We start from the raw sequence: 22793 nt of genomic DNA on the forward strand, positions 1-22793 counted from the left end.
AGGATGCAAAGACCCGCGCGCCCCGTCCAGGGGGCGCTTACTCCGTCGGCTTGCGCCGCTCGTGCATGGGCCAGGAGGCTTCCTTGCCGCGCTCGATGGATTCCAGGATGTAGCGCTTCGCCTCGTCCGCATCGCCCCAGCCGGCGATCTTCACCCACTTGCCGGGCTCCAGGTCCTTGTAGTGCTCGAAGAAGTGGCGGATCTGGTCGAGCGTGATCTGGGGCAGGTCCGTGTAGTTGAACACGTTCTCGTAGCGCTTGGTCAGCTTGGGCGAGGGCACGGCGATGATCTTCTCGTCCATGCCGCCGTCATCCTCCATCTTCAGCACGCCCACCGGGCGCACATTGATGACGGCGCCGGGCGCGATGGGGCGGGTGTTGGCCACCAGCACGTCCAGCGGGTCCCCGTCGCCGCACAGGGTGTGGGGCACGAAGCCGTAATTCCCGGGGTAGCGCATGGGGGTGTAGAGGAAGCGGTCCACGAAGAGCGTGCCGGCATCCTTGTCCAGCTCGTACTTCACCGGCTCCCCGCCCACGCCCACCTCGATGATGACGTTCAGGTCCTCGGGCGGGTTCTTGCCGATGGGGATGGCGTCGATACGCATGGGCTCTGGGCTCCGGTTTGGGAAGGCCCGGCTTTCCACCACAAAATCCGTGCCGGCGCGAGGGGGGATGCGCATGGCCTGCCTCCATCCCCCGGGAAAATACCGCAAAAACCCGCCCGGGGGGGCTTGCAGGGCCGTGGACGCTGGCCGTGCGATAGTTCTAGGCTTTCAAAACGATCGCCGATTACCGCGACGCAACAATAAACATGGGAGAGCAAAGTGATCACAGCGACGTTGCTGCTGGTCCTCCTGCTGGGCGCGACTTCCATCGCCTATGGCTGGATCACGACCAAGGAAATCATGGCGAAACCGGCGGGCGATGCCCGCATGCAGGAAATCGCCCGCGCCATCCAGGAAGGCGCCTCCGCCTATCTTCGCCGGCAATACATCACCATCGGGGGCGTGGGCGTGGTGCTCATGGCCCTGGTGTGGGTGCTGCTGGGCGGGCCCGTCGCCATCGGCTTCCTGATCGGCGCGGTGCTGTCGGGGGCCGCGGGCTTCATCGGGATGAACGTCTCGGTGCGCGCCAATGTCCGCACGGCGGAAGCGAGCCGGCTGGGCCTGGCGGCGGGGCTCGACCTCGCCTTCAAGTCGGGCGCCATCACCGGCATGCTGGTGGCGGGCCTCGCCCTGATGGGGGTCGCGGGCTATTTCTTCATCCTGGTCGTCATCGGCGGGCACGCCATCAATTCCCGCCTCGTGATCGACAGCCTGGTGGCGCTGGGCTTCGGCGCCAGCCTCATCTCCATCTTCGCGCGACTGGGCGGCGGCATCTTCACCAAGGGCGCCGATGTGGGCGGCGACATGGTGGGCAAGGTGGAAGCCGGCATCCCCGAGGACGACCCCCGCAACCCCGCCACCATCGCCGACAACGTGGGCGACAACGTGGGCGACTGCGCGGGCATGGCCGCCGACCTCTTCGAGACCTATGCCGTGACCGCGGTCGCCACCATGGTGCTGGCCGCCATCAGCTTCACCGATGTCGGCCGCGCCTCGGGCATGCTGTTCCCGCTGGCCATCGGCGCGGTCTGCGTCATCACCTCCATCGTCGGCACCTATTATGTGAAGCTGCCGGCCAACAACTCCATCATGGGGGCCATGTATCGCGGCCTGATGGTGACGGGGGCGCTGTCGCTGGTCGCGATCCTGCCGCTCGCCTTCATCTTCTTCGGCTTCTCGGGGGTGGAGGCCGGGGGCCGCACCGTCGGCGCCTTTGGGCTTTGGCTCTGCGCGGCCGTGGGGCTGGCCGTCACCGCCGCCATCGTCTGGGTGACGGAATACTACACGGGCACGGGCTTCCGCCCGGTGCGCTCCATCGCCGAGGCCTCGCAGACCGGCCATGGCACCAACGTGATCCGTGGCCTCGCGGTCAGCATGGAGAGCACGGCGCTTCCCGCGCTCATCATCATCGCGGGGGTCATCTCCACCCATGCGCTGGCCGGCCTCTACGGCATCGCCATCGCCACCACCACCATGCTGGCGCTGGCCGGCATGATCGTGGCCCTCGACGCCTTCGGCCCCGTCACCGACAATGCCGGCGGCATCGCGGAAATGGCGGGCCTGCCGGCCGAGACGCGCGTGACCACCGACGCGCTGGACGCGGTGGGCAACACCACCAAGGCCGTGACGAAGGGCTATGCCATCGGCTCGGCCGGCCTGGGTGCCCTGGTGCTGTTCGCGGCCTACACGCAGGACCTGAACTACTTCATCGCCCGGCCCGAGGCCTACCCATACTTCGCGGGCCTGGGGGCGATCGATTTCAGCCTGGCCAACCCCTATGTCGTGGTGGGCCTGCTGTTCGGCGGCCTGCTGCCCTACCTGTTCGGCGGCATGGCGATGACGGCGGTGGGGCGCGCGGCGCAATCCGTCGTCGAGGAGGTCCGCCGCCAGTTCCGCGAGAAGCCCGGCATCATGGCCGGCACCGAGAAGCCCGATTACGGCCGGGCGGTGGACATGCTGACCAAGTCCGCCATCCGGGAAATGATCCTGCCCTCGCTGCTGCCGGTGCTCAGCCCCGTGGTCTGCTACTTCGTGGTGCTGATGATCGCGGGCAAGGCCGCGGCCTTCTCCGCGCTGGGGGCGATGCTGCTCGGTGTCATCGTCACGGGCTTCTTCGTGGCCGTCTCCATGACCACGGGCGGCGGCGCCTGGGACAATGCCAAGAAGTACATCGAGGAGGGCCATTACGGCGGCAAGGGCAGCGATGCCCATAAGGCCGCCGTGACGGGCGACACGGTGGGCGACCCTTACAAGGACACCTCCGGGCCGGCCGTGAATCCGATGATCAAGATCACCAACATCGTCGCACTTCTGCTTCTGGCGATCCTGGCGGCATAACTCATTCCCCACGAAATCGCCTTTGGCGCTTTCGTGGGGGCCCCGATCAATCCCCATGAAGCTGCGCTTCATGGGGGCCCCGGTTTGGTGCCCATCCTCTCGGGTGGGCACCGCCTGCCGTGGCAAAGCCACGGCAGGGCACCGGGGGGCCACCCTTCCATGCACGCTTTGCCCTTGTCGCGCGGACGGTTTGGGGCCTTTTATCCCCGCATGGCCCGCCTGTTCTTCGTTCTGCTGCTGACATTCTTCGCCCTGCCGGCACGGGCCGCCGATTCCGTGCCCGTCGTGTCACCCCGCGCCACCGTCACCCTCCACGCCGACCGCGCCGCCATCGCCCCGGGGGAGGAATTCCGCGCGCTGCTTCGCATCCGCCTCGCACCAGGCTGGCACACCTACTGGTCCAATGCGGGCGATGCCGGCGCGCCGCCCGAACTCGACCTGGCCCTTCCGGAGGGCTGGCAGTCCGGGCCGCTGCAATTCCCCGCCCCCAGCCGCATCCCCTTCGGCCCGCTGATGAATTTCGGCTATCTGGGCGAGGCCGCCTTCCCCTTCACCCTCACCGCGCCCACCACCCTGCGCCCCGGCGACACCGTCACCCTGGACGCCACCGGCACCTGGCTCGCCTGCGCCGATGTCTGCATCCCGGAGGATGGCGCCTTCCGCCTCACCCTGCCCGTGGAGGCGAGCCCCCGCCCGGCCAACCTGCCCCTCTTCCTCGCGGCCGAGGCCGCCCTGCCCCGCCCCGCCCCCTTCACCGCCCGCTTCGCCCGCGAGGGCGGCCGCGCCGCGCTGACCGTGGAGGGCGAGGGGCTGAACCCCACGAGCCTGCGCGAGGCCGTCTTCTTCCCCTTCGCCCAGAACCTGATCGAGAACGCCCCCGCCCAGCCGCTGGCGGTGCGCGAGGGCGCCCTGACCCTGGCGCTGCCCTCCGCCGAAGCCCCCTGGCCCACGCGGTTGGACGGCGTGCTAGCCCTGACCGATGCGGCCGGCGTGCGCGGCGCCTACCTCATCTCCGCCGAGCCCGGCGGCGCCCTGCCTGCCCTGGGCCTGCCGCTGTGGCAGGTGCTGGGCCTCGCTTTGCTGGGCGGGCTGATCCTGAACCTGATGCCCTGCGTCTTCCCCGTGCTGGCCATGAAGGCCATGGCGCTGGCGCGGCTGGGCGGCGCGGCCCGCGGCGCCATCCGGGCCGAGGCCGCGGGCTATACGGCCGGCGTGCTGGTGGCGTTCCTCGCCATCGGCGGGCTGATGCTGGGGCTGCGCGGGGCCGGGCTCGCCGCCGGCTGGGGCTTCCAATTCACCTGGGCGCCCTTCGTGGCCGGCATGGCCTGGCTGATGCTGGCGGTGGGGCTGAACCTTTCGGGCGTCTTCGCCGTGCGGGGGCCGGTGCTGTCGGGCCATGCGGGCGGCAGCTTCGGCACGGGCGTGCTGGCCGTGCTGGTGGCCACCCCCTGCACGGCGCCCTTCATGGCGACGGCCATCGGCGCCTCGCTCACCCTGCCCGCGCCGGCCACCCTGGGCGTCTTCGCCGCACTCGGCCTGGGGCTGGCCCTGCCCTATGCGCTGCTGGGGGTCTTCCCCGGCCTGGCCCGCGCCCTGCCACGCCCCGGCGCCTGGATGGAGCGGCTGCGGCAATTCCTGGCCTTCCCCATGTATGGCGCGGCCGCGTGGCTGGTCTGGGTGCTGGCCCAGCAGGCGGGGCCCGATGGCGTGCTGATGGTGCTGGTGGGCGGCGTGCTGGTGGGCCTCGCCGCCTGGGCCTTCGGCACGGCGCAGGCCAGCGGCGGCACGGGCCGGCTGGGCCGGACCACCGCTGCGGTCGCGGTGATCGCAGCCCTCGCCCTGCTGCCCCTGCTCTCGACCGCGCCCACGGCCAGCGCCGCCGTCTCCGGGAACGCAGAGCCCTGGTCCGCCGCGCGCGTCGCGGAGCTGCGCGCCGAGGGCCGCCCCATCTTCGTGAACCTGACGGCGGCGTGGTGCATCTCCTGCAAGGTGAATGAGCGCATCGCCATCCACACGGAGGCGACGCAGCGCGCGATGGGCGAGGCGGGCATGGTGCAGCTCACCGGCGACTGGACGCGCGGCGATACCGCCATCACCGCGCTGCTGCGCGCACATGGGCGCGACGGCGTGCCGCTCTACCTGCTTTATCCCGCCGGCGGCGGCGCGCCCCTGATCCTGCCGCAAATCCTGACGGAGGGAATGCTGCGGGAGGCGATCAGCCAGGGGACGGGCCGCGCGACGCCGGGGGCCATCGCCTCGCCTGGCTGACCGCCGCCGGGGCCACGGCATGAAGATGCATCACGGCGCCGCCGTGCGGGCGATCGGCATCCTGCATGTCCTGCGGGAGTTCGACGCGCGCCTCGCGGGCACCCCCCCGCTCAACCTCGACCTCCCGGGGAGCGACATCGATGTCCTGTGCCACGCCCCGGACCCCATCCGCTTCGCCGCCATCCTGTGGCGCGAATGGAGAGACGCCCCAGGCTTCTCCCTCCACCAGTGGACAGGCGCGGGGCGGCCGGTCGTCGCGCGCTTCCACGCCCATGGGTGGGAGTTCGAGGTGTTCGGGCAGGCCCTCCCCGTGGAGCAGCAGATGGGCTGGCGACATTTCGCCGTCGAGCGGCGCCTGCTGGCACGCGGCACCCCCGCCCTGCGCGAGGCCGTGATGGCGCGGCGCCGGTCCGGCGCGAAGACGGAGCCCGCCTTCGCCCAGGTGCTTGGCCTGGAGGGTGATCCTTACGAGACGCTCGCGGCCCTCGCCCTTGCGCCCGATGACACGCTGGATCGCCACCTCGCCAGGGCCGGCTACGCGCCGGCGGCCACCCGGTCTTCGTGACGCCCGGCGCCAAATGGCGGCGTCGTGCCTTCGCGGAGGGCTGAAACCCCTTGAAGCGCGCCCGTGGCGGGACCATTCCTGATGCCGTGGTTCGGGCCCCTCTGGCGCCGATGTCTCCTTCACGGGGGCCGGCGCGATGTCGAACCCTCCGTCACGGAATGAGGGAACCGACATGACACCGAACATCATCGCCCCGCGCCCGCGCGAGGCCGCCCCATGCTGAACGACCTGCTGGCCTTCCTGCTCAGCACCTTCCTCATTGCGCCGCTGCAATCGGAATTCGCCTCGCGCCTCCAGGACGCGCCGCGCCAGGTGGTGAGCGACGTCACGGCCTGCGTCACCCAGGCCACACCTGCCCTGCTGGCACGCGCCGCGCAGGACCCCTGGTGGGCCATCAGCACCGGCATCGGCGTCTGGATCGGCCGCCTGCCGGCCGAGGCCACCCTGCGCGAGGCGGCATCCAGCTGCGGCCCGGCGCTGAACGCGGCCCGGCCCTTCCTGAACCGGAGCTGATCAGCCCCGCACCCGCTCCGGAATGGGCAGGCCCAAGCGGTCGGGGATGGGCCATTCCTCGCGCAGCGTCCGCAGCACCCGGAAGCCCGCCTTCACATAGTTGGGCAGGGCGCGCGGATGGTCCGCCGTGCAGGTGTTGACCGTCAGCGCGCTGCAACCCTCCGCCCAGGCGGTGCGGATGGCATGGTGCAGGAAGGCAATGCCCACCCCGCGCCCGATCGCCGCCGGCATCAGCCCGAAATAGGCGAGGTTGATGTGCGGCCAGTTGCGCCGGTCCAGCTCGTAGAAGCCAAGCTCCTCGCCGCGGTCATGCAGCAGGTGGACGCTGATGGCGCGGTCCCCCAGCACCGCGTCCAGCTCGGCATCGGAGAGCGTGCGGCGCAGCCACCACAGATAGTCATGGCCCACGCCGTCATAGAGGCGGCGATACTGCGCCACCTCGCAGCGCGGCCGCAGCCTTTCGACGGCCAGCGAAGCCGGCAGGGCGGGGCCGGGCTCCGCGGGCGCGCGGTCCATTCGCAGGAAGGTGACATCCACCGTGACCTGGGTGGATGGCTCCGTCGTCCACATCGCGCGCTCGTCAGGTTTCGAGGAAGCTGCGCAGCTTGCGCGACCGGCTGGGGTGCTTGAGCTTGCGCAGCGCCTTCGCCTCGATCTGCCGGATGCGCTCGCGCGTCACGTTGAACTGCTGGCCGACCTCTTCCAGGGTGTGGTCGGTGTTCATGCCGATGCCGAAGCGCATCCGCAGCACGCGCTCCTCGCGCGGGGTGAGCGAACCCAGCACCCGCGTCGTGGCCTCGCGCAGGTTGGACTGGATGGCCGCGTCCAGCGGGATAATGGCGTTCTTGTCCTCGATGAAGTCGCCGAGGTGGCTGTCCTCCTCATCGCCGATGGGCGTTTCGAGGGAGATCGGCTCCTTCGCGATCTTCAGCACCTTCCGCACCTTTTCCAAGGGCATGCCGAGCTTCTCGGCCAGCTCCTCGGGCTGCGGCTCGCGGCCGATCTCGTGCAGCATCTGGCGGCTGGTGCGGACCAGCTTGTTGATGGTCTCGATCATGTGGACCGGGATGCGGATGGTCCGCGCCTGGTCCGCGATGCTGCGCGTGATGGCCTGGCGGATCCACCAGGTGGCATAGGTGCTGAACTTGTAGCCGCGGCGATACTCGAACTTGTCCACCGCCTTCATCAGGCCGATGTTGCCCTCCTGGATCAAATCCAGGAACTGCAGCCCGCGGTTGGTGTATTTCTTGGCGATGGAGATCACGAGGCGCAGGTTCGCCTCGATCATCTCCTTCTTCGCCTGGTTCATGTCGCGCTCGCCGCGGCTCACCGTGGCATAGACGCGGCGGAACTCGCTCACCGGCAGGCCGGTGGCGCCGGCGACGGCCGAAATCTCGACGCGGATGCGCTCCAGGTCCTCGCGCGACTTGGACGAGAAGTTCATCCAGGCCTTGCCCTTCATCTGGGCGGCGCGGTCCATGAAGGCCTGGTCCAGCTCGGACCCCTTCCACAGCGGCAGGAAGTCCTCGCGCCGCACCTTGTGGCTTTCCGCGAGGCGCAGCACCTGGCCGTCCAGCGCGTTCAGCTTGCGGCTGAGCTGCTTGAGCTGGTCCACCAGCTCCTCGATGCGGTTGTTGTGGAGGTGCACCTTCTCCACCAGCGCCACCAGCTCCTGGCGCTGCTTCTCGTAGCTCTTCTCGCTGCGGCCCGCGAAATCGCCGCCCGAGGTGTAGGCGTCCATCCGCTTGGACGAGATCTTGTTCAGCTTGGAATAGATGCCCTCGATGGCCTCGAAATTGGCCAGGACCTCGGGCTTCAGCTTCTCTTCCAGCGCGGAGAGCGACAGGCCGGCACCCTCGCCTTCCTCGCCCTCCTCGAATTCCTCGGGCTCGGCGGGCGCGCCATCGGGGTTGTCGGCGTTGTTGGTGGCCTCGAGGTCGATCACGTCGCGCAGCAGCATGCGGCCTTCGCGCACCGCGTCATGCCAGGCGACGATGGCCTTGAAGGTCAGCGGGCTTTCGCATAGCCCGCCGATCATCATGTCCCGGCCGGCCTCGATGCGCTTGGCGATCGCGATCTCGCCCTCGCGCGAGAGCAGCTCCACGCTGCCCATCTCGCGCAGATACATCCGGACGGGGTCGTCGGTGCGGCCGAGGCTTTCCTCGTCCACATTGCCGCCGCTCTCCTCCTCGTCCTCCTCGCCCTCGGCCTTGGCGGGCTTGGGGGCGCCGTCCTCCTCGGTCTCCTCGGCCTCGACCACGTTGATGCCGGCCTCGGAGAGGGAGGAGAGGGTGTCCTCCATGAATTCAGGGGAGACCTGGCCCTCGGGCATGGCGGAGTTCACCTCGTCGAAGGTGACGTAGCCACGCTCCTTGCCGCGGGCGATGAGCTTCTTCACGGCCGCCGACGTGATGTCGAGCAACGCGCCCTCGACCGCTTCCTCGCGTGCCTCGGCCGTCTCGCCCGCCGCTGCCGTTTTGCTCGCCATGCCTCACTCCATGCTTGCGGGGGAAAAAACCCCCTACCCTATGCCACCGCCCTCAGGCGGGGGAGAATTCATCCTCGACCTCACCCCGGCGCAGCGCATCCAGCGCGGCGCGGAGACGGATCAACCGCGCCTGTGCGGCCGGGTCGTTCGACCCCGCGAAGGCGGCCTCCGCCGCCCGCGCATCCTCCGCCAGCTCCGCCTCGCCGCGGAGAAAGCCGAATATCTGCCAGAAGGCGTCCAGCGCCTCCTTCGGTTGGGCCCCGGAACGGGCTTCCATGGGCAGCCCCGCGGGGCGGAGCACCCAGGCGCTGGCGGCCGAGACGGGACTCTTTTCGAGGTGGGCGATCAACTCCACGGAGTCAAGGCGTTCGGCCCGGGGAATCCAGGCAAGGAGGGCATCCCTGACCTGCTTGGCCGGCCCCTCGGGCAGATCGAGCAGTGCCAGCGGCTCCTCAACCTCGCGTAGCAGGTCCGGATGGTGGAGGCATATCGCCAGCAGCAGCCGCGCCCGCTGCGCCTGGATGGCCGTCGCATCGGGCACCGGGCGGGGGTGGCGCGGGGCCGCGCGCGCGCCGGGCCGGCGGGATTGCGCGAAGAAGCGGTTGAACAGCGCCCCCCGGAATTCGGCGGCCAAGGCCTTGTCCGGAATGGCGGCCGCGGCGGCGGCGAGGCGGTTGCGGATGGCGGCGCGCGCCTCCGGCCCCTCGGGCAGCTTCGCCCCCGCGATCAAGCCGAACAGGGCGTCGGCCAGGGGCTGGGCCTTGTCCAGCAGGGATTGCATGCCCTGCGCGCCGGATTTTCGGATCAGCGTGTCCGGGTCATCGCCCGCCGGCAGGGTGGCGAAGCGCAGCGTGCGCTCCGGCGTCAGCAGGGGCAGCGCCACCTCGGCCGCGCGGCCGGCGGCGCGGCTGCCGGCGGCGTCCCCGTCGAAGCAGAGCACGGGCTCGGGGCTGACGCGCCACAGGGCTTCCAGCTGTTCGGGCGTCAGCGCGGTGCCGAGTGGCGCCACCGCACCCGTGAAGCCCGCCTGGTGCAGCGCGATCACGTCCATATAGCCCTCGGCCACGATCAGGGTGGCACCGCGGAACACGCCCTCCCGCGCCAGGTCCAGGCCGTAGAGGTTGCGGCGCTTGGAAAACAGCGCCGTCTCGGGCCCGTTCACATATTTGGGCTGGCCCTCCCCCAGCATGCGGCCACCGAAGCTGATGGTGCGGCCGCGCCGGTCGCGGATGGGGAACATGACGCGGTTGAAGAAGAGGTCACTGGCGCCGCCCTCCTCGCGCGGCTGCATCAGCCCGGCCTCGATGAGCTGCGCGGGCGTGATGCCCAGCTCCCGCAATTCCGCCGCCAGCACCCCGCGCCCCCCGCCCGACCAGCCCAGGCCGAAGCGGGCGATGGTCTCGTCGGTCAGGCCGCGCTTTCGCAGATAGGCCAGGCCGTCCGCGCCCTCGGCGCTGCGCAGGCGCCGGCGATAGGCGGCCTCGGCCGCTTCCAGCACGCCGTGCAGGTCGCGCGCCCGGGCCTCGCGCGCCGCGGCCTCGGGGGTGGCCTTGGGGACATCGAGGCCGGCCTCGCCCGAGAGGCGTTCCACCGCCTCCATGAAGCCCATTCCCTCGGCCCGCATGACATAGGCGAAGGCATCGCCATGCGCCCCGCAGCCGAAGCAATGGAAACTGTCCTCATAGACATAGAAGGACGGGGATTTTTCGTTATGAAAGGGGCACAGGCCCTTCCAGTTGCGGCCCGACTTGGACAGCCGCACCCGCCGCCCCACCAGCGAGGGCATGGGGGTGCGGGCACGGAGTTCGTCCAGGAAGGAGGGCGGGAGGGCCATGGGTCGCGCACACTAGCCGAGCCGCATCGCCGCCGCATCGGCCCGGGGCGCACCCCTGCCTCACGAATATTCAGCCGGGTCCATCATGCCCACGAGATCAAGCGTGATGTGCCGGCTGGAGAGAAGGGACGCGGGCCGCTGGCGCGCGGCGGTCACGGCCAGGGCCCAGAGATCCTGCGCCCTCGCCACGGACTTCATGGTCGCGGGGTCCGCGCAAAGGGCGATATCGCCGGGCGACATGTTGTGCGGGTCATCGGGGCTGAGCGGCAGGCCGACGGAAGCCCAGGCCGCGGCGCAGAAGGAGCTGCACACGAGCATTCCTTGCACGTCCTCCTGCCGGAGGCCCGAATTGAGCCGGTTGAGCCCCATCCAGACCGAGAGGACATACTGCGGATCCACGGCTCGAAACCCATGCACCATCTTTCGCGCATTGATGAGCACCTGTGGCCGGTTGTGGCCATTGGAGCCGCGCCGGCGAAAGACATGCGCCACCGCCGGCACATCCCGTCCTCCATCCGTCAATGAATCGCGGAGGGATTTCTCCTTCATCGTCTTGCGGAACTCGATGATCCGGCCGGGCTCGGCAACCAGGATCGCGTGGGAGTAGGCCGACACCGTCGCAACATTGATGAAGTTGTTCTCGACGACGGGGATCAGTGCCGTTGTGACCGACGTCGTCGGGCCGAGCCGGGTGCGCATGGAAGTCAGGATGATGTCGCCGCGGTAGAGATCGGGCGCGCGCAAATGCCTGGCCATGGGTTGGCCTCCCTCTGCTGTCGTGGCTGGCTGGAGCGGCGGGAGGCGGCGTCTTCGCCAGCCCGCCCGCCCGGCTCGGGATCTAGGGGCGCGGCCCGTGCAGCGCCTCCTTCAGCGGGTCGAGATCCGGCAAGGGCAGGTCCGCGGGCCACAGCGCCGCGCGGAAGCCCCGCCTCCCGGCCGAAAGCGAGCCGGCGAAGCCCACGCCATAGGGCCGCATGCTGACCCTGAACTGCCCCGGCACTCCCTCGCAGGGGCAGATGTTGAAGCGCAGAAGCCCATGGGAATCCTGGCTCGGCTCGCCCAGCGGGCCGGTCGTGCCGGCCAACTGCGTCCCGCCCAGCGCCGGCAGCAGCTCGAAGCGGCCCGTGATCGGCCCGTCCATTCCTTCTCGCCGCATCTGGACATCCAGCATCGGGATCGGCGGCGTCGGGTTGGTGTGCGGCGGGATCATGAAGAGGCGCCACTGGCCGTTCAGCGGCGATTCATGCCGCACCTCCTCCGGCACCGGCACCATTTGCACCGTGAAGACATTCTCCTGCCCGGGCAGGATTTCGACATCGGCGGTGAACTCCACCTCGCCGGGGGCGATGGCCGTCACGCGGTAGCGGCCGGGGGCGAAGCGGCCCTCGCCCACCACGCTGGCCTCCTGCGGCGCCCAGGCCTCGGGCGGCAGGTCGGGGTCGAGCGGCACGGCCGACCAGGTGACGGGGCCGGGCGGCACGCCATCCGGCAGGCGGAAGCGGGCCTCCACCTCGGGCAGGTTGTCCTGCTCGGGGGCGGCGCGGGTGGCGGCGGCCGCCTGCGCGGCGAGGGCCGCCACATTGGTCGTGTCGGCATCCTCGAAGGGCACGCCCACGCCGAAGCGGCGGGCGAACATCACCTCGGTGCGGCTGGCATTCAGGTAGCGCACCTCATACTCGCCCGGCTCGGTAGGGACGCGCAGCCTGGCCCGCCCACGGGTGGACAGGGCGAAGTTCCAGTTCGGGCCGTATTGGGCCGGCGGATCACCCGGGCGGGCGATGACGATCCGCTCACTGGCCTGGTCGGGACCACGATAGACGAAGACGAAGCTGCTGCCCGGCGCCACGGAGCCCACCGGATCGAACCCCATGCTGGGCGCCACCACCTCCACCGCCTGGCGGGCGATGATGACGCCGTGAGCGCCGCGGATGATGAGGTCATACTCACCCGGCTGCTCCGGCGCCCGACGGCGGGCGGGGTTGTTCGGTCGCGCCGAAGTGCCGCCGATCACGTTGAAGCCGGCGCTCGATGGCGCGCGATCGGCACCGCGCTGCACGAAGCCCATATAGTCCACATTGCGCGCCTCGCCCCGCCAGCGGATGCTGTAGGTGAAGCCGGCCTCGGCGCGGGCATCGAGGTCGAAGGCCGCCTCGCGCTCCGGCGGGGGCGGTGTCGGTGCCACGACGGGGGGCGCCACGGCGGGGGGCGGCACGGCGGCGCTCACCTCGCGCAGCGCCTCGGCCAGCTCCGCGCCGGAATTGGTCTCGAACAGCCGCCCGCCGGTCTGCTCCGTGATGCAGGAGAGCGCCTGCACCTCCGTCCGGCTCAACCCGAAGCCCACGACATGGGCGCGGATGTTGATGCCCTCGGCGGCGAATTCGGCGGCCAGGGCGCAGGGGTCGCCCTGGCAGGTCTCAAGCCCGTCGGTGACCAGGATGATGTCGGCGCTTTCCGCCGTGGCCGGGATTTGCGCGCGGGCCTGGCGCAGGCTGTCGGTCAGCGGCGTCATGCCGCGCGGCGTCAGGGCGCGCAGCCGTTGCGCCAGCGTGCCGCCTGCGGCGCGGCCCATGGGCGCGATCACCTCGATGTCGCGGCAATCTCCACGCCGGTTGTGCCCATAGGCGATGACGGCGAGCGGCACCGACTGGTCACGCCGGGTGAAATAGTCGCCCACCACATCGCGCGCCACCTCGATGCGGGTGCGGTTGCCCTCGACCCGGTTCCACATCGAGCCGGAGGCGTCGAAGACCAGCACGCCCACGCGCTCGGCCATGGCCGCGGGAGAAGCACCGAGCGCCATGGCGGCGCCGAGGAACAGGGCATGGGGTTTCAAGCGACACGCTCCGTAAGAGGGGGCCAGCAGAGGGGCCATCGCTCGTCGCACCCCGATTGCAGGGTGACAATCTATGGAAAACCGTAGTCTTGTTCTGGAATGCTTGATCTTGCCCATCTTCTGGAAGTGCTGGCGCCGGCGGATGCGGACACGTCCTGGATGCGCTTCAGCGAATACATGGCGCATTTTGGAGTGGATCGTCTCATTCTTTACGATGTGCGGGGCGCATCACCGAAGATCAGGACGAACATGGGCCATGACTGGGTGGCGCACTACATGGCGCAGGGCTATGCGCGCATTGATCCGTTCTACGAGCATTGCATGACGCCCGGCCGCTCCATGCCGACCGGGGCGGCGCATCTGGCGGCATTGCGCCACCTCGACCCCAGGCAGCAGCGGCTGATCGAGGAGGCGGGGGAGGCCGGCTTCCATTCGGGCTTCTCCCTCATGCTGCCGGGGCAGCCGGGCGTGGCGTGGAACATCGGCTCCGGCCTGCAACCGGAGGCCTTGGCGCGGCTGCGCCTCGCCCTGGGCGAAAGCCTGCCGCTGGCGCTGCGCCTGCTGCAGATGCGCCTGGATGCCCCGCCGCCCCTCACGGCACGGGAGGCGGAGGTCCTGGAGTGGCTGGCAGAGGGGCTGCGCACGAAGGAGATCGCGCACCGGATGGCCATCACCCCCGTGACGGTGGAGCTGCACCTGCGGTCGGCCCGCACCAAGCTGGGGGCCCGCACACGGGACCAGGCGCTGTTGCAGGCGGTGCTGCGGGGGATGGTGCGGCCCTATGGGAGGCCAGGGCGCGGGTAGACCCGCGGGGCCGGCAAAAATCCTAACCTGACACGCTTGTCATTTCAGAAATTCCTGAACATATCGTCCTCCATGGACCTGCCCCCCTCCACCGCCGCCTTCGTCCTCCACTTCGGCGAGATGGGCTCGCGCTGGGGCATCAACCGCACGGTGGGGCAGATCTATGCCCTGCTGTTCCTGTCCGACCGGCCGTTGCCGGCGGATGAGATCGCGCAATCGCTCGGCTTCTCCCGCTCCAACGTCTCCATGGGGCTGAAGGAGCTGGAGAACTGGCGCCTCATCAAGCTGCAGCACCTGCCCGGCGACCGGCGCGAGCATTTCACGACGCCCGACGACGTCTGGGCCATCGTCCGCACGCTGGCCGAGGAGCGCCGCAAGCGCGAGGTGGACCCCACGCTGACCCTGCTGCGCGACACGCTGATGCAGACGCCCCGCAGCGACGCCGAGCGCCACGCGCACAAGCGCATGGAGAGCCTGCACGAGGTCATCTCCCTGCTCACCGGCTGGATGGATGACGTGCAGAAGCTGCCCGACGAACGGCTGGTGGCGCTGCTCAAGCTCGGCGGGCGCGTGGCCCGCGTGCTGGAGGCCACCGACCGCTTCCACGAAATCGTGACCCGCAAGCCCCGCCGGAAGGCACAGGAAGGCTGACCCGCCATGGACCTGGACCCGATCCTCCTCGCCCGCATCCAGTTCGCGGCGAACATCTCCTTCCACATCCTGTTCCCCACCATCACCATCGCGCTGGGCTGGGTGCTGCTGTTCTTCAAGCTGCGCTTCAACGCGACGGGCGATGTGGCCTGGATGGACGCCTATAAATTCTGGGTGAAGGTCTTCGCGCTGAGCTTCGCGCTCGGCGTGGTGTCGGGCGTGGTCATGTCCTTCCAGTTCGGCACCAACTGGCCGGGCTTCATGGAGCGCGTGGGCAATGTGGCCGGGCCGCTGCTGGCCTATGAGGTCATCACGGCCTTCTTCCTGGAAGCGAGCTTCCTCGCCATCATGCTGTTCGGCTATGGGCGGGTGTCCAACCGCATCCATACGCTCGCCACCGTGCTGGTGGCGGGCGGCACCACGCTGTCCGCCTTCTGGATCCTGGTGCTGAATTCCTGGATGCACACGCCGGCGGGGCATGAGATCCGCGACGGCGTGGTCTATGCGGCCGACTGGTGGGCCATCGTGTTCAACCCCTCCATGCCCTATCGCCTGGCGCACATGCTGCTGGCCTCGGGGCTGACGGTGGCCTTCCTGGTGGCCGGCCTCTCCGCCTGGCGCTGGCTGCGTGGCGACCGCGCGCCGGGCGTGCTCAAGGCGCTGCGGACGGGCGTGGTGATGGGCGCGGTGCTGATCCCCGCGCAGATCCTGGCGGGTGACCTGCACGGGCTGAACACCCTGCAGCACCAGCCGCAGAAGGTGGCCGCCATGGAGGGCATCTGGGAGACCGAGCGGGGGGCGGCGCTGCGCCTCTTCGCCATCCCCGACGAGGCCAACCGCACCAACCGCTTCGAGGTGAACATCCCCTACCTCGCCTCGCTCATCCTGACGCACCGGATGGATGGCGAGATCCGCGGCCTGAACGAGTTCGTGGGCGAGCACCCGCCCGTGGCGCCGGTCTTCTACGCCTTCCGCGTGATGGTGGGCATCGGCATGCTGATGCTGCTGGTCTCCTGGTGGGGGGCCTGGGTGCTGTGGCGCCGCGGCGTCACCCCCTGGCTGGCCCGCGCCCTGGTGGGCATGACCTTCTCGGGCTGGGTGGCCACGCTGGCCGGCTGGTATGTGACGGAAATCGGCCGCCAGCCCTGGCTCGTCACCGGCATCCTGCGCACGGGCGAGGCGGCGGGGCCGGTCGCGGCCACCACCATCATGGGCTCGCTGCTCATGTACCTGCTGATCTACGTGGCGCTGCTGGCCGCCTATATCGGCACGCTGATGCACCTGGCCCGCCGCCCCACCGCGCCGGAGCCCGAGGAGCTGGGCCGACGCGACCCCCTTCGCCCCATCGTCCCCGCGGAGTGACGCCCATGGAAACCCTCCCCGACGGCGCCTGGCTGCCCATCACCTTCGCGGTGCTGCTGGCCGTCGCGATGCTGCTCTACGCCATCCTGGACGGCTATGACCTCGGCGTGGGCGTGCTGCTGCGCGCCACCGGCGAGGAGGCGCAGCGCGACCGGATGATCGCCTCCATCGGCCCCTTCTGGGACGCGAACGAGACCTGGCTGGTGCTGGGGGTGGGGCTGCTGCTGGTGGCCTTCCCCGTGGCCCATGGCATGATCCTGACGGCGCTCTACATCCCCGTGGCGCTCATGCTGGCCGGCCTCGTCCTGCGCGGCGTGGCCTTCGAGTTCCGCGCCAAGGCGCCCGAGCCGCAAAAGCCCAAATGGGATGTGGCCTTCCAGATGGGCTCCATCCTCGCCGCCTTCAGCCAGGGCTGGATGCTGGGCAGCTACATCCTGGGCTTCGACCCCTCCTGGCCCGCCTTCGCCTTCTCCCTGCTGGTGGGGGTCTTCACGGTGGCCGGCTACACGCTGGTCGGCGCCTGCTGGCTGGTCTGGCGGGCCGAGGGCGAGTTGCAGCTGCGCGCCGCCCGATGGGCCCGGGGGGCGCTCTATGCCACCTGGGCGGGCGTGCTGGTGGTGAGTGCCGCAACACCCCTGGCCTCCCCCCGCATCTTCGAGCGCTGGTTCTCCATGCCCGAGGCGCTGATGCTGGCGCCCATCCCGCTGGCCACCGGCGCGCTGTTCCTGGTGCTGCACATCTTCCTGCGCCGCTTCCCCCGCGTGGACCACAGCCTGGACTGGGTGCCCTTCGCCGCCACCGCCGCCATCTTCGTGCTGTGCTTCCAGGGGCTGGCCTATTCCTTCTGGCCCTATGTGGTGCCCGAGCAGGTGACGATCTTCGAGGCGGCCTCGGCGCCGGAATCGCTGCTGATCATCCTGTTCGGCGCGGCGGCGGTGCTGCCGATGATCTTCCTCTACACCTTCTATGTGTGGCGGGTGTTCGGCGGGAAGGCGCAGGATTTGAAGTATTACTGACCTGCTCCGCAACCTGACATAGCATGGCCCGCGGCATAGCGACGGGCAGGGCATGGCGAAGAGCACGGCGGAGCTTCAGGCCGACTGGTGGGCGGCGTGGTGGATACACGACTTCTCCTGGGCCGGGCTCGCGGGGAAGCCCGTGGGCCAATACGGAGACGTGCTCCATGGGGGGGCGCACGGCGAGCAGGACCTGCAGGCGTGGTGGCGGCGCGACCCCGCGACGGGCTTGCTTCGCGACGACGCGACGCTGCGCGCGGTAGGGGAGTTGGTGCGCGGGCCGGATGGCCGGGACTGGCACATCGCGCATGTGCCGTTGCGGTGGTCGGACGGGTCGGCCGCCAAGGACGGATGGCCCGAGGCGGAGCGCGACTGCCTGGCGGCAGTGATCGGGCACCGGGTAGCCGCTGCCTCGGAGACGGCCACGGACCGTTTCTGCATTGCCACGGCACCGGACGGAAGGGCGCAGCTCTGGGGCACGGTGCTGCTGCGGGCTCCCACCGACCCGGCGCGGGTGCTGCACGCCGTGTGCGATTGGGCCATGCTCCCGCGGGAGTGGGAGGACACGCCGATGCTCGGCGCGGGCTTTCGTTGCGAGTACGCAAATTTTTTCGACGGTGCGCTGTTTCGTCGCGCGACCTTCTCCGCAGACGCCAGCTTCAACGGCGCGATCTTCTCCGGAGTCGCCCACTTCTTCAGAGCGACCTTCTCCGGAGAGGCCAGCTTCAACAGCTCAACCTTCTCCGGAGGCGCTATTTTCTATAGCGCGACCTTCTCTGGAGCCGCCCACTTCTCCAGCGCGACCTTGTCCGGAGACGCCAGCTTTACCAGCGCGACCTTCTCCGGATACGCCTTCTTCGACAGAGCTACCTTCTCCGGACGCGCCTTCTTCGAGAGTGCGACCTTCTCTAAAGACGCCGGCTTCCAAAGCGCAAATTTCTCCAAAGACGCCGGCTTCCACAGCGCGACCTTCTCCGGAGACGCCCACTTCTACAGCACTACCTTCTCCGGAAACACCCGCTTCGACAGAGCGACTTTCTCCGGGGAAGCCGGCTTCCACAGCGCGATCTTCTCCGGAGACGTCCGCTTAGACAGCGCGACTTTCTCCGGGGAAACCAGCTTCTACAGCGTGACCTTCTCCGGAAACACCAGCTTCAAAAGCGCGACCTTCGCCGGAGAAACTGGCTTGAACAGCGCGACCTTCTTCGGAAACGCTAACTTCGACAACGCGACCTTCTCCGGAAACACCCACTTCGGCAGCGCGACCTTCTCCGGAGAAATCAACTTCAACAGCGCCACCTTCTCCGCCGACGCCCGCCTCGACAGCGCGACCTTCTCCGGAAACGCAAGTTTCGACCGTGTGACCTTCTCCGGAAACGCAAGCTTCGGCTGCGCGATCTTCTCCGGAGAAATCAACTTCAACAGCGCCACCTTCTCCGCCGACGCCCGCTTCGACAGCGCGACCTTCTCCGGAAACGCAAGTTTCGACCGTGTGACCTTCTCCGGAAACGCAAGCTTCGACGGGGGCGAATTCGCCGCGCGCGTCTCGTTCCAGCATGCTGGGTTCCTGTTTCCGAGCCCGCCAAACGACGCCCGGTCCATTCGCTTCCGCGACTGGCACTTTGGCGGCGTTACGGAGTTCGATCACGCCCGCTTCGAGCGGCGCGTGGAGTTCACCGCCTCCATCTTCGCGCGGCTCGCGTCCTTCCAGCAATTGACTTGGCCCAAGTGCTTGGCTGACGCGCAGGGGATGTTCAGCCAGGCCGTGTTCAAGGACCTCGCCAGCTTCCAAGGCGCCGGCGTCCGCCGTTTCGCGGCTTTCGACGGAGTGGTGCTGCAAGGCGGGTTACAGCTCGATGATGCGGACGAACCCACCGCCAACGCCACTTTCCACACCGAGCGCAAGGAGGCAGAGGCTTACGCCGAGCGCGAAGCCGCGCTGCGGCACCTGGAGGGCGGCTGCCGCGTCCTGAAGCAGGCCATGGAGAAATCCTCCAACAAGGCACGGGAGCAAATGTTCTACGCCTTCGAACTCATGGCGCGCCGCCACCAGCGGGCAATCCCCTGGTGGGAGCGCCTGATCTCCCACGCCTATGGTGCCGTGGCCGACTACGGCCGCTCCATCGGCCGCCCGCTGCTGTGGCTGGTGCTCCTGGTCCCGGCCTTCGCGGCCGCCTATGCGGGGCTGCTCTACGGGGGGCGGGGTGAGGCGCTGGCGGGGCCGACGCCCCGCGTCGTCCTCGTCGAATGCCTCAGCCACTCGGCCCAGCGCGTCCTGCCCTTCGGCCCCTGGACGCTCACCCCCGCCCAGATCGCGCAGAGCCCAGTGCAGTCGCTGCTGCAAGGCCCCACGGATGCGTTGTTCTCCCTCGCCATCCGCGGCCTGGGCTCCCTGCAATCCCTGCTGGCGCTGATCCTCGCCTTCCTCGCCGGCCTTTCCATCCGCCGCCGCTTCCAGATCAACTGACGCGGGCGCGGCCGGGGGGTTTTCACCGCCCCCCGCCCGGTCCATCTCTTGGGGCGATGAATTCCGTCCCTGGAGGACCCCCATGAGCGACACCACCCGCGCGCCCGTCCCCGTCACCGTGCTGACCGGCTACCTGGGTGCGGGCAAGACCACCCTGCTGAACCGCATCCTCACCGAGAACCACGGCAAGAAATTCGCCGTTATCATCAATGAGTTCGGGGAGCTGGGGGTGGACAATGACCTCGTCGTGGATGCCGACGAGGAAGTGTTCGAGATGAACAATGGCTGCATCTGCTGCACCGTCCGCGGCGACATGATCCGCATCCTCTCGGGCCTGATGAAGCGGCGCGACAGGTTCGACGGCATCATCCTCGAGACCACGGGCCTGGCCGACCCCGCCCCCGTCGCCCAGACCTTCTTCGTGGACGAGGACGTGAAGAAGGCCACGCGCCTGGACAGCATCGTGACCGTCGTGGACGCGAAGCACCTCTCCGCCCGCCTGAACGACAGCAAGGAAGCGGAGGAGCAGATCGCCTTCGCCGACCTCATCCTGCTGAACAAGATGGACCTCGTGTCGGAGGAGGAGGCGCAGGCCGTCGAGGCGAAGATCCGCGCCATCAACCCGATGGCCGAGCTGGTCCGCAGCACCAAGTCCAACGTGGCCATCGACAGCGTCATCGGCCGCGACGCCTTCAACCTGGAGCGCATCCTGGCCCGCGAACCCGATTTCCTCTCGGGCGAGGACGACCACGAGCATGACAGCGAAGTGAACTCCGTCAGCTTCGAGGTGGAGCGCGCCATAGACCCCGAGAAGTTCAACAGCTGGATGACGGACCTGCTCGCCGCCAAGGGCCAGGACCTGCTGCGGACCAAGGGCATCCTGGCCTATCCCGGCGAGGACCGTCGCTTCGCCTTCCAGGCCGTCCACATGATCGCGGATGGCGACTACATCTCGCCCTGGAAGGAGGGTGATGCCCGCCGTTCCAAGATCGTCTTCATCGGGCGCGACCTGAACCGGCCCCAGCTGCGCCGCGGCTTCGAGGCCTGCCAGGTGCCGGCCTGATGCAGGCGGAAGACGACATCGCCTATCTGCTCGACAGCCGCGGCGTCTCGCGCGACCTCGGCGCCTGGGTGGTCGGCATCGCCTTCGGCCGCGACGGGCGCAGCCTCGGCTTCGGCCTGGGCGATGGCAGCGTGCATCTCACCACCGCGGCCGGAGCCGAATGGCGGCGCGTCGAGGTGCATGACGGCGCCTGCCTCGACCTCTGCGCCGACATCCGCGAGGGCGTCCTGACCGGCGGCGACGATGGGCGGCTGATGCAGGTCGCCCCCGACGGCACCGCCACCGAACTCGCCCGCTTCGGCCGGAAGTGGGTGGAGCATGTGGCGGCCCATGAGGGCGGCTTCCGCGCCGCCTCCGTCGCCAAGGCCGTTCATGTGCTGGACGCGAAGGGCGAGGCGGTGAAGTCGCTGGCCCACCCCTCCACCGTGGGCGGGCTGTGCTTCGACGCCAAGGGCAAGCGCATCGCCGCCAGCCACTATAACGGGGCATCCCTCTGGTTCGTGAACGCGAAGGAGGACAAGCCGCGGGTCCTGGAGTGGAAGGGCAGCCACCACGCCATCGCCTTCAGCCCGGACGGCACGCATGTGGTCACCGCCATGCAGGAGATGTCGCTGCATGGCTGGCGCCTCGCGGACGGCCAGCACATGCGGATGTCGGGCTACCCCACCAAGACGCACAGCCTGAGCTTCAGCGCCAAGGGCAAGTGGCTCGCCACCAGCGGGGCCGAGGCCGTGGTGCTCTGGCCCTTCTTCGGCGGCGGGCCCATGGGCAAGGCGCCCACCGAACTCGCCGGCGGCGACCAGGTGATGTGCACCCGCGTGGCCTGCCACCCGCAGCACGAGATGGTGGCGGCGGGCTTCGAGGACGGGCTGGTGCTGCTGGCCGAGGTCGGTTCGGGCCGGGTGCTGCCGCTGGCCCCGCCCGGGCATGGCGGCGTCTCGGCATTGGCCTGGAACGCCAGCGGGACCCACCTCGCCTTCGGCACGGAGACGGGTTTCGCCGGCCTGATTGACCTGTCGAAGCGTTGAACTTCGCCTTCCTCGCGTGATTCACGCCCCCCGGCGATCACGCTTCACCGTTGTCTCCTCGCGTGATTCACGCCTTCGGGCCTTCCGCCCTTCGGCGATCACGCTCCATCAGCAGGACACGCCGCATGGGCCAGAGCCCCGTCATCACCACCCCGCACATGTCCATGCCGCGCCTGGGCCTCGGCACCTGGCCGTTGAAGGGCGCCGAAGGCCAGGCGGCGGTGGAATCCGCCCTCGGCCTCGGCTACCGCCACGTGGACACGGCCGAGATGTATGGCAATGAGGTGGAGGTGGGGGCCGCGATCCGCGCCAGCGGCGTCGCGCGCGGGGACATCTTCCTCACCACCAAGGTCTGGTTCGACAAGCCCGACGGGCCGCGCTTCCGCGCCGCCGCGCTGGCCTGCCTCGACCGCCTCGCCACCCCCTATGTGGACCTGCTGCTGGTGCATTGGCCCTCGCCGCAGCTGGACCTCCCCTCGGTCCTGGAGGCGCTGGAGGCGCTGCGCCAGGGCGGGCAGGCGCGCGCGGTGGGCGTCTCCAACTTCCCGCCGGGCCTGCTGCGCCAGGCGCTGAACCTCAAGATCACGCCGCTGGCCTGCCTGCAGGTGGAACACCATGTCCTGCTGGACCAGTCGGCGCTGCTGTCCATCACGGGGCCGGCCGGCATGGTGCTGACCAGCTACACCCCCCTCGGCAAGGGAAAGGCCGCGGAAGGGCCCGAGATCGCGTCCATCGCCGCACGGCATGGGGTGACGCCCGCGCAGGTGGCGCTGGCCTATCTTCTCGCCAAGGGCGATGTCTCGGCCATTCCCAAGGCGGCCAGCCCCACGCGCCAGAAGGAGAACCTGGGCGCGCTGGACGTGACGCTCACGGCGGCCGACATCGCGGCGCTGGACGCCCTGCCCAAGGGGCGGCGCCTCGTGGACCCCGACTTCGCGCCCGACTGGGCGGCCTGAGGCC

Annotated in this window: 18 protein-coding genes; 12 read left to right on the plus strand and 6 right to left on the minus strand. The window is 69.5% G+C overall.

The window, feature by feature from the left end:
* Nucleotides 1–37 precede the first annotated feature (37 nt).
* Nucleotides 38–604 carry an inorganic diphosphatase gene (gene ppa / locus GGQ83_RS08640; protein WP_184383366.1) on the minus strand — a complete coding sequence of 189 codons (567 nt, stop codon included), beginning with the start codon at nucleotides 602–604 and terminating at the stop codon, nucleotides 38–40.
* 219 nt (nucleotides 605–823) lie between these two features.
* Here ppa and GGQ83_RS08645 point away from each other — a divergent pair, with 219 nt between their 5' ends.
* The 4 genes from GGQ83_RS08645 to GGQ83_RS08660 all read left to right on the plus strand — a co-directional run bounded on the left by GGQ83_RS08645 (nucleotide 824) and on the right by GGQ83_RS08660 (nucleotide 6287).
* Nucleotides 824–2941: a sodium-translocating pyrophosphatase gene (locus GGQ83_RS08645; RefSeq protein WP_184383367.1), complete on the plus strand. Its 2118-nt coding sequence runs from the start codon at nucleotides 824–826 to the stop codon at nucleotides 2939–2941.
* Between the two features lie 210 nt (nucleotides 2942–3151).
* Nucleotides 3152–5209: a protein-disulfide reductase DsbD family protein gene (locus GGQ83_RS08650; protein WP_242534911.1), complete on the plus strand. Its 2058-nt coding sequence runs from the start codon at nucleotides 3152–3154 to the stop codon at nucleotides 5207–5209.
* 19 nt (nucleotides 5210–5228) lie between these two features.
* The gene (locus GGQ83_RS08655; protein WP_184383369.1) at nucleotides 5229–5774 is read left to right on the plus strand and encodes a DUF4269 domain-containing protein; all 546 of its coding nucleotides are present in this window, start codon (nucleotides 5229–5231) and stop codon (nucleotides 5772–5774) included.
* 216 nt (nucleotides 5775–5990) lie between these two features.
* Complete coding sequence (locus GGQ83_RS08660; RefSeq protein ID WP_184383370.1) at nucleotides 5991–6287, plus strand: hypothetical protein; 297 nt, start codon at nucleotides 5991–5993, stop codon at nucleotides 6285–6287.
* Here GGQ83_RS08660 and GGQ83_RS08665 read toward each other — a convergent pair whose 3' ends face one another.
* The 5 genes from GGQ83_RS08665 to GGQ83_RS08685 all read right to left on the minus strand — a co-directional run bounded on the left by GGQ83_RS08665 (nucleotide 6288) and on the right by GGQ83_RS08685 (nucleotide 13442).
* Nucleotides 6288–6857: a GNAT family N-acetyltransferase gene (locus tag GGQ83_RS08665; RefSeq protein ID WP_184383371.1), complete on the minus strand. Its 570-nt coding sequence runs from the start codon at nucleotides 6855–6857 to the stop codon at nucleotides 6288–6290.
* A 10-nt stretch (nucleotides 6858–6867) separates the two neighbouring features.
* The gene (gene rpoD / locus GGQ83_RS08670) at nucleotides 6868–8775 is read right to left on the minus strand and encodes an RNA polymerase sigma factor RpoD (RefSeq protein WP_184383372.1); all 1908 of its coding nucleotides are present in this window, start codon (nucleotides 8773–8775) and stop codon (nucleotides 6868–6870) included.
* A 52-nt stretch (nucleotides 8776–8827) separates the two neighbouring features.
* Complete coding sequence (gene dnaG, locus GGQ83_RS08675) at nucleotides 8828–10609, minus strand: DNA primase (RefSeq protein ID WP_184383373.1); 1782 nt, start codon at nucleotides 10607–10609, stop codon at nucleotides 8828–8830.
* A gap of 60 nt (nucleotides 10610–10669) precedes the next feature.
* Nucleotides 10670–11365, minus strand: a complete 696-nt coding sequence (locus GGQ83_RS08680) for a C40 family peptidase (RefSeq protein WP_184383374.1) — start codon at nucleotides 11363–11365, stop codon at nucleotides 10670–10672.
* Between the two features lie 82 nt (nucleotides 11366–11447).
* Nucleotides 11448–13442: a vWA domain-containing protein gene (locus GGQ83_RS08685; RefSeq protein ID WP_207017959.1), complete on the minus strand. Its 1995-nt coding sequence runs from the start codon at nucleotides 13440–13442 to the stop codon at nucleotides 11448–11450.
* Nucleotides 13443–13601: 159 nt separating this feature from the next.
* Here GGQ83_RS08685 and GGQ83_RS08690 point away from each other — a divergent pair, with 159 nt between their 5' ends.
* The 8 genes from GGQ83_RS08690 to GGQ83_RS08725 all read left to right on the plus strand — a co-directional run bounded on the left by GGQ83_RS08690 (nucleotide 13602) and on the right by GGQ83_RS08725 (nucleotide 22789).
* Nucleotides 13602–14246: a helix-turn-helix transcriptional regulator gene (locus tag GGQ83_RS08690; RefSeq protein WP_260170555.1), complete on the plus strand. Its 645-nt coding sequence runs from the start codon at nucleotides 13602–13604 to the stop codon at nucleotides 14244–14246.
* A 72-nt stretch (nucleotides 14247–14318) separates the two neighbouring features.
* Nucleotides 14319–14897: a GbsR/MarR family transcriptional regulator gene (locus GGQ83_RS08695; protein ID WP_184383376.1), complete on the plus strand. Its 579-nt coding sequence runs from the start codon at nucleotides 14319–14321 to the stop codon at nucleotides 14895–14897.
* Between the two features lie 6 nt (nucleotides 14898–14903).
* Nucleotides 14904–16259 (plus strand): cytochrome ubiquinol oxidase subunit I, encoded by a 1356-nt coding sequence (locus tag GGQ83_RS08700; RefSeq protein WP_184383377.1) that lies wholly within the window; start codon nucleotides 14904–14906, stop codon nucleotides 16257–16259.
* Nucleotides 16260–16264: 5 nt separating this feature from the next.
* Nucleotides 16265–17275, plus strand: coding sequence for a cytochrome d ubiquinol oxidase subunit II (locus GGQ83_RS08705; protein ID WP_184383378.1), 1011 nt, complete (start codon nucleotides 16265–16267; stop codon nucleotides 17273–17275).
* A gap of 52 nt (nucleotides 17276–17327) precedes the next feature.
* On the plus strand, nucleotides 17328–19742 hold the full coding sequence (locus GGQ83_RS08710; RefSeq protein WP_184383379.1) for a pentapeptide repeat-containing protein: 2415 nt from the start codon (nucleotides 17328–17330) through the stop codon (nucleotides 19740–19742).
* A gap of 82 nt (nucleotides 19743–19824) precedes the next feature.
* The gene (locus tag GGQ83_RS08715; RefSeq protein ID WP_184383380.1) at nucleotides 19825–20805 is read left to right on the plus strand and encodes a CobW family GTP-binding protein; all 981 of its coding nucleotides are present in this window, start codon (nucleotides 19825–19827) and stop codon (nucleotides 20803–20805) included.
* Complete coding sequence (locus GGQ83_RS08720; protein WP_184383381.1) at nucleotides 20805–21833, plus strand: WD40 repeat domain-containing protein; 1029 nt, start codon at nucleotides 20805–20807, stop codon at nucleotides 21831–21833. Before GGQ83_RS08715 ends, GGQ83_RS08720 begins: the two co-directional genes overlap by 1 nt.
* Nucleotides 21834–21958: 125 nt before the next feature.
* Nucleotides 21959–22789: an aldo/keto reductase gene (locus GGQ83_RS08725; protein WP_184383382.1), complete on the plus strand. Its 831-nt coding sequence runs from the start codon at nucleotides 21959–21961 to the stop codon at nucleotides 22787–22789.
* Nucleotides 22790–22793: the final 4 nt, after the last annotated feature.

This window comes from Roseococcus suduntuyensis (assembly GCF_014196305.1).
In the GTDB taxonomy this organism is placed as follows: domain Bacteria; phylum Pseudomonadota; class Alphaproteobacteria; order Acetobacterales; family Acetobacteraceae; genus Roseococcus; species Roseococcus suduntuyensis.

Excerpts from the sequence above, each read along its gene's own strand:
- GGQ83_RS08680 (WP_184383374.1), bottom strand. The coding sequence starts at position 11,365 with ATGGCCAGGCATTTGCGCGCGCCCGATCTCTACCGCGGCGACATCATC.
- GGQ83_RS08665 (WP_184383371.1), bottom strand. The coding sequence starts at position 6,857 with ATGTGGACGACGGAGCCATCCACCCAGGTCACGGTGGATGTCACCTTC.
- GGQ83_RS08705 (WP_184383378.1), top strand. The coding sequence starts at position 16,265 with ATGGAAACCCTCCCCGACGGCGCCTGGCTGCCCATCACCTTCGCGGTG.
- GGQ83_RS08655 (WP_184383369.1), top strand. The coding sequence starts at position 5,229 with ATGAAGATGCATCACGGCGCCGCCGTGCGGGCGATCGGCATCCTGCAT.
- ppa (WP_184383366.1), bottom strand. The coding sequence starts at position 604 with ATGCGTATCGACGCCATCCCCATCGGCAAGAACCCGCCCGAGGACCTG.
- dnaG (WP_184383373.1), bottom strand. The coding sequence starts at position 10,609 with ATGGCCCTCCCGCCCTCCTTCCTGGACGAACTCCGTGCCCGCACCCCC.
- rpoD (WP_184383372.1), bottom strand. The coding sequence starts at position 8,775 with ATGGCGAGCAAAACGGCAGCGGCGGGCGAGACGGCCGAGGCACGCGAG.
- GGQ83_RS08720 (WP_184383381.1), top strand. The coding sequence starts at position 20,805 with ATGCAGGCGGAAGACGACATCGCCTATCTGCTCGACAGCCGCGGCGTC.
- GGQ83_RS08690 (WP_260170555.1), top strand. The coding sequence starts at position 13,602 with ATGCGCTTCAGCGAATACATGGCGCATTTTGGAGTGGATCGTCTCATT.
- GGQ83_RS08700 (WP_184383377.1), top strand. The coding sequence starts at position 14,904 with ATGGACCTGGACCCGATCCTCCTCGCCCGCATCCAGTTCGCGGCGAAC.
- GGQ83_RS08710 (WP_184383379.1), top strand. The coding sequence starts at position 17,328 with ATGGCGAAGAGCACGGCGGAGCTTCAGGCCGACTGGTGGGCGGCGTGG.
- GGQ83_RS08725 (WP_184383382.1), top strand. The coding sequence starts at position 21,959 with ATGGGCCAGAGCCCCGTCATCACCACCCCGCACATGTCCATGCCGCGC.
- GGQ83_RS08695 (WP_184383376.1), top strand. The coding sequence starts at position 14,319 with ATGGACCTGCCCCCCTCCACCGCCGCCTTCGTCCTCCACTTCGGCGAG.
- GGQ83_RS08660 (WP_184383370.1), top strand. The coding sequence starts at position 5,991 with ATGCTGAACGACCTGCTGGCCTTCCTGCTCAGCACCTTCCTCATTGCG.
- GGQ83_RS08650 (WP_242534911.1), top strand. The coding sequence starts at position 3,152 with ATGGCCCGCCTGTTCTTCGTTCTGCTGCTGACATTCTTCGCCCTGCCG.
- GGQ83_RS08715 (WP_184383380.1), top strand. The coding sequence starts at position 19,825 with ATGAGCGACACCACCCGCGCGCCCGTCCCCGTCACCGTGCTGACCGGC.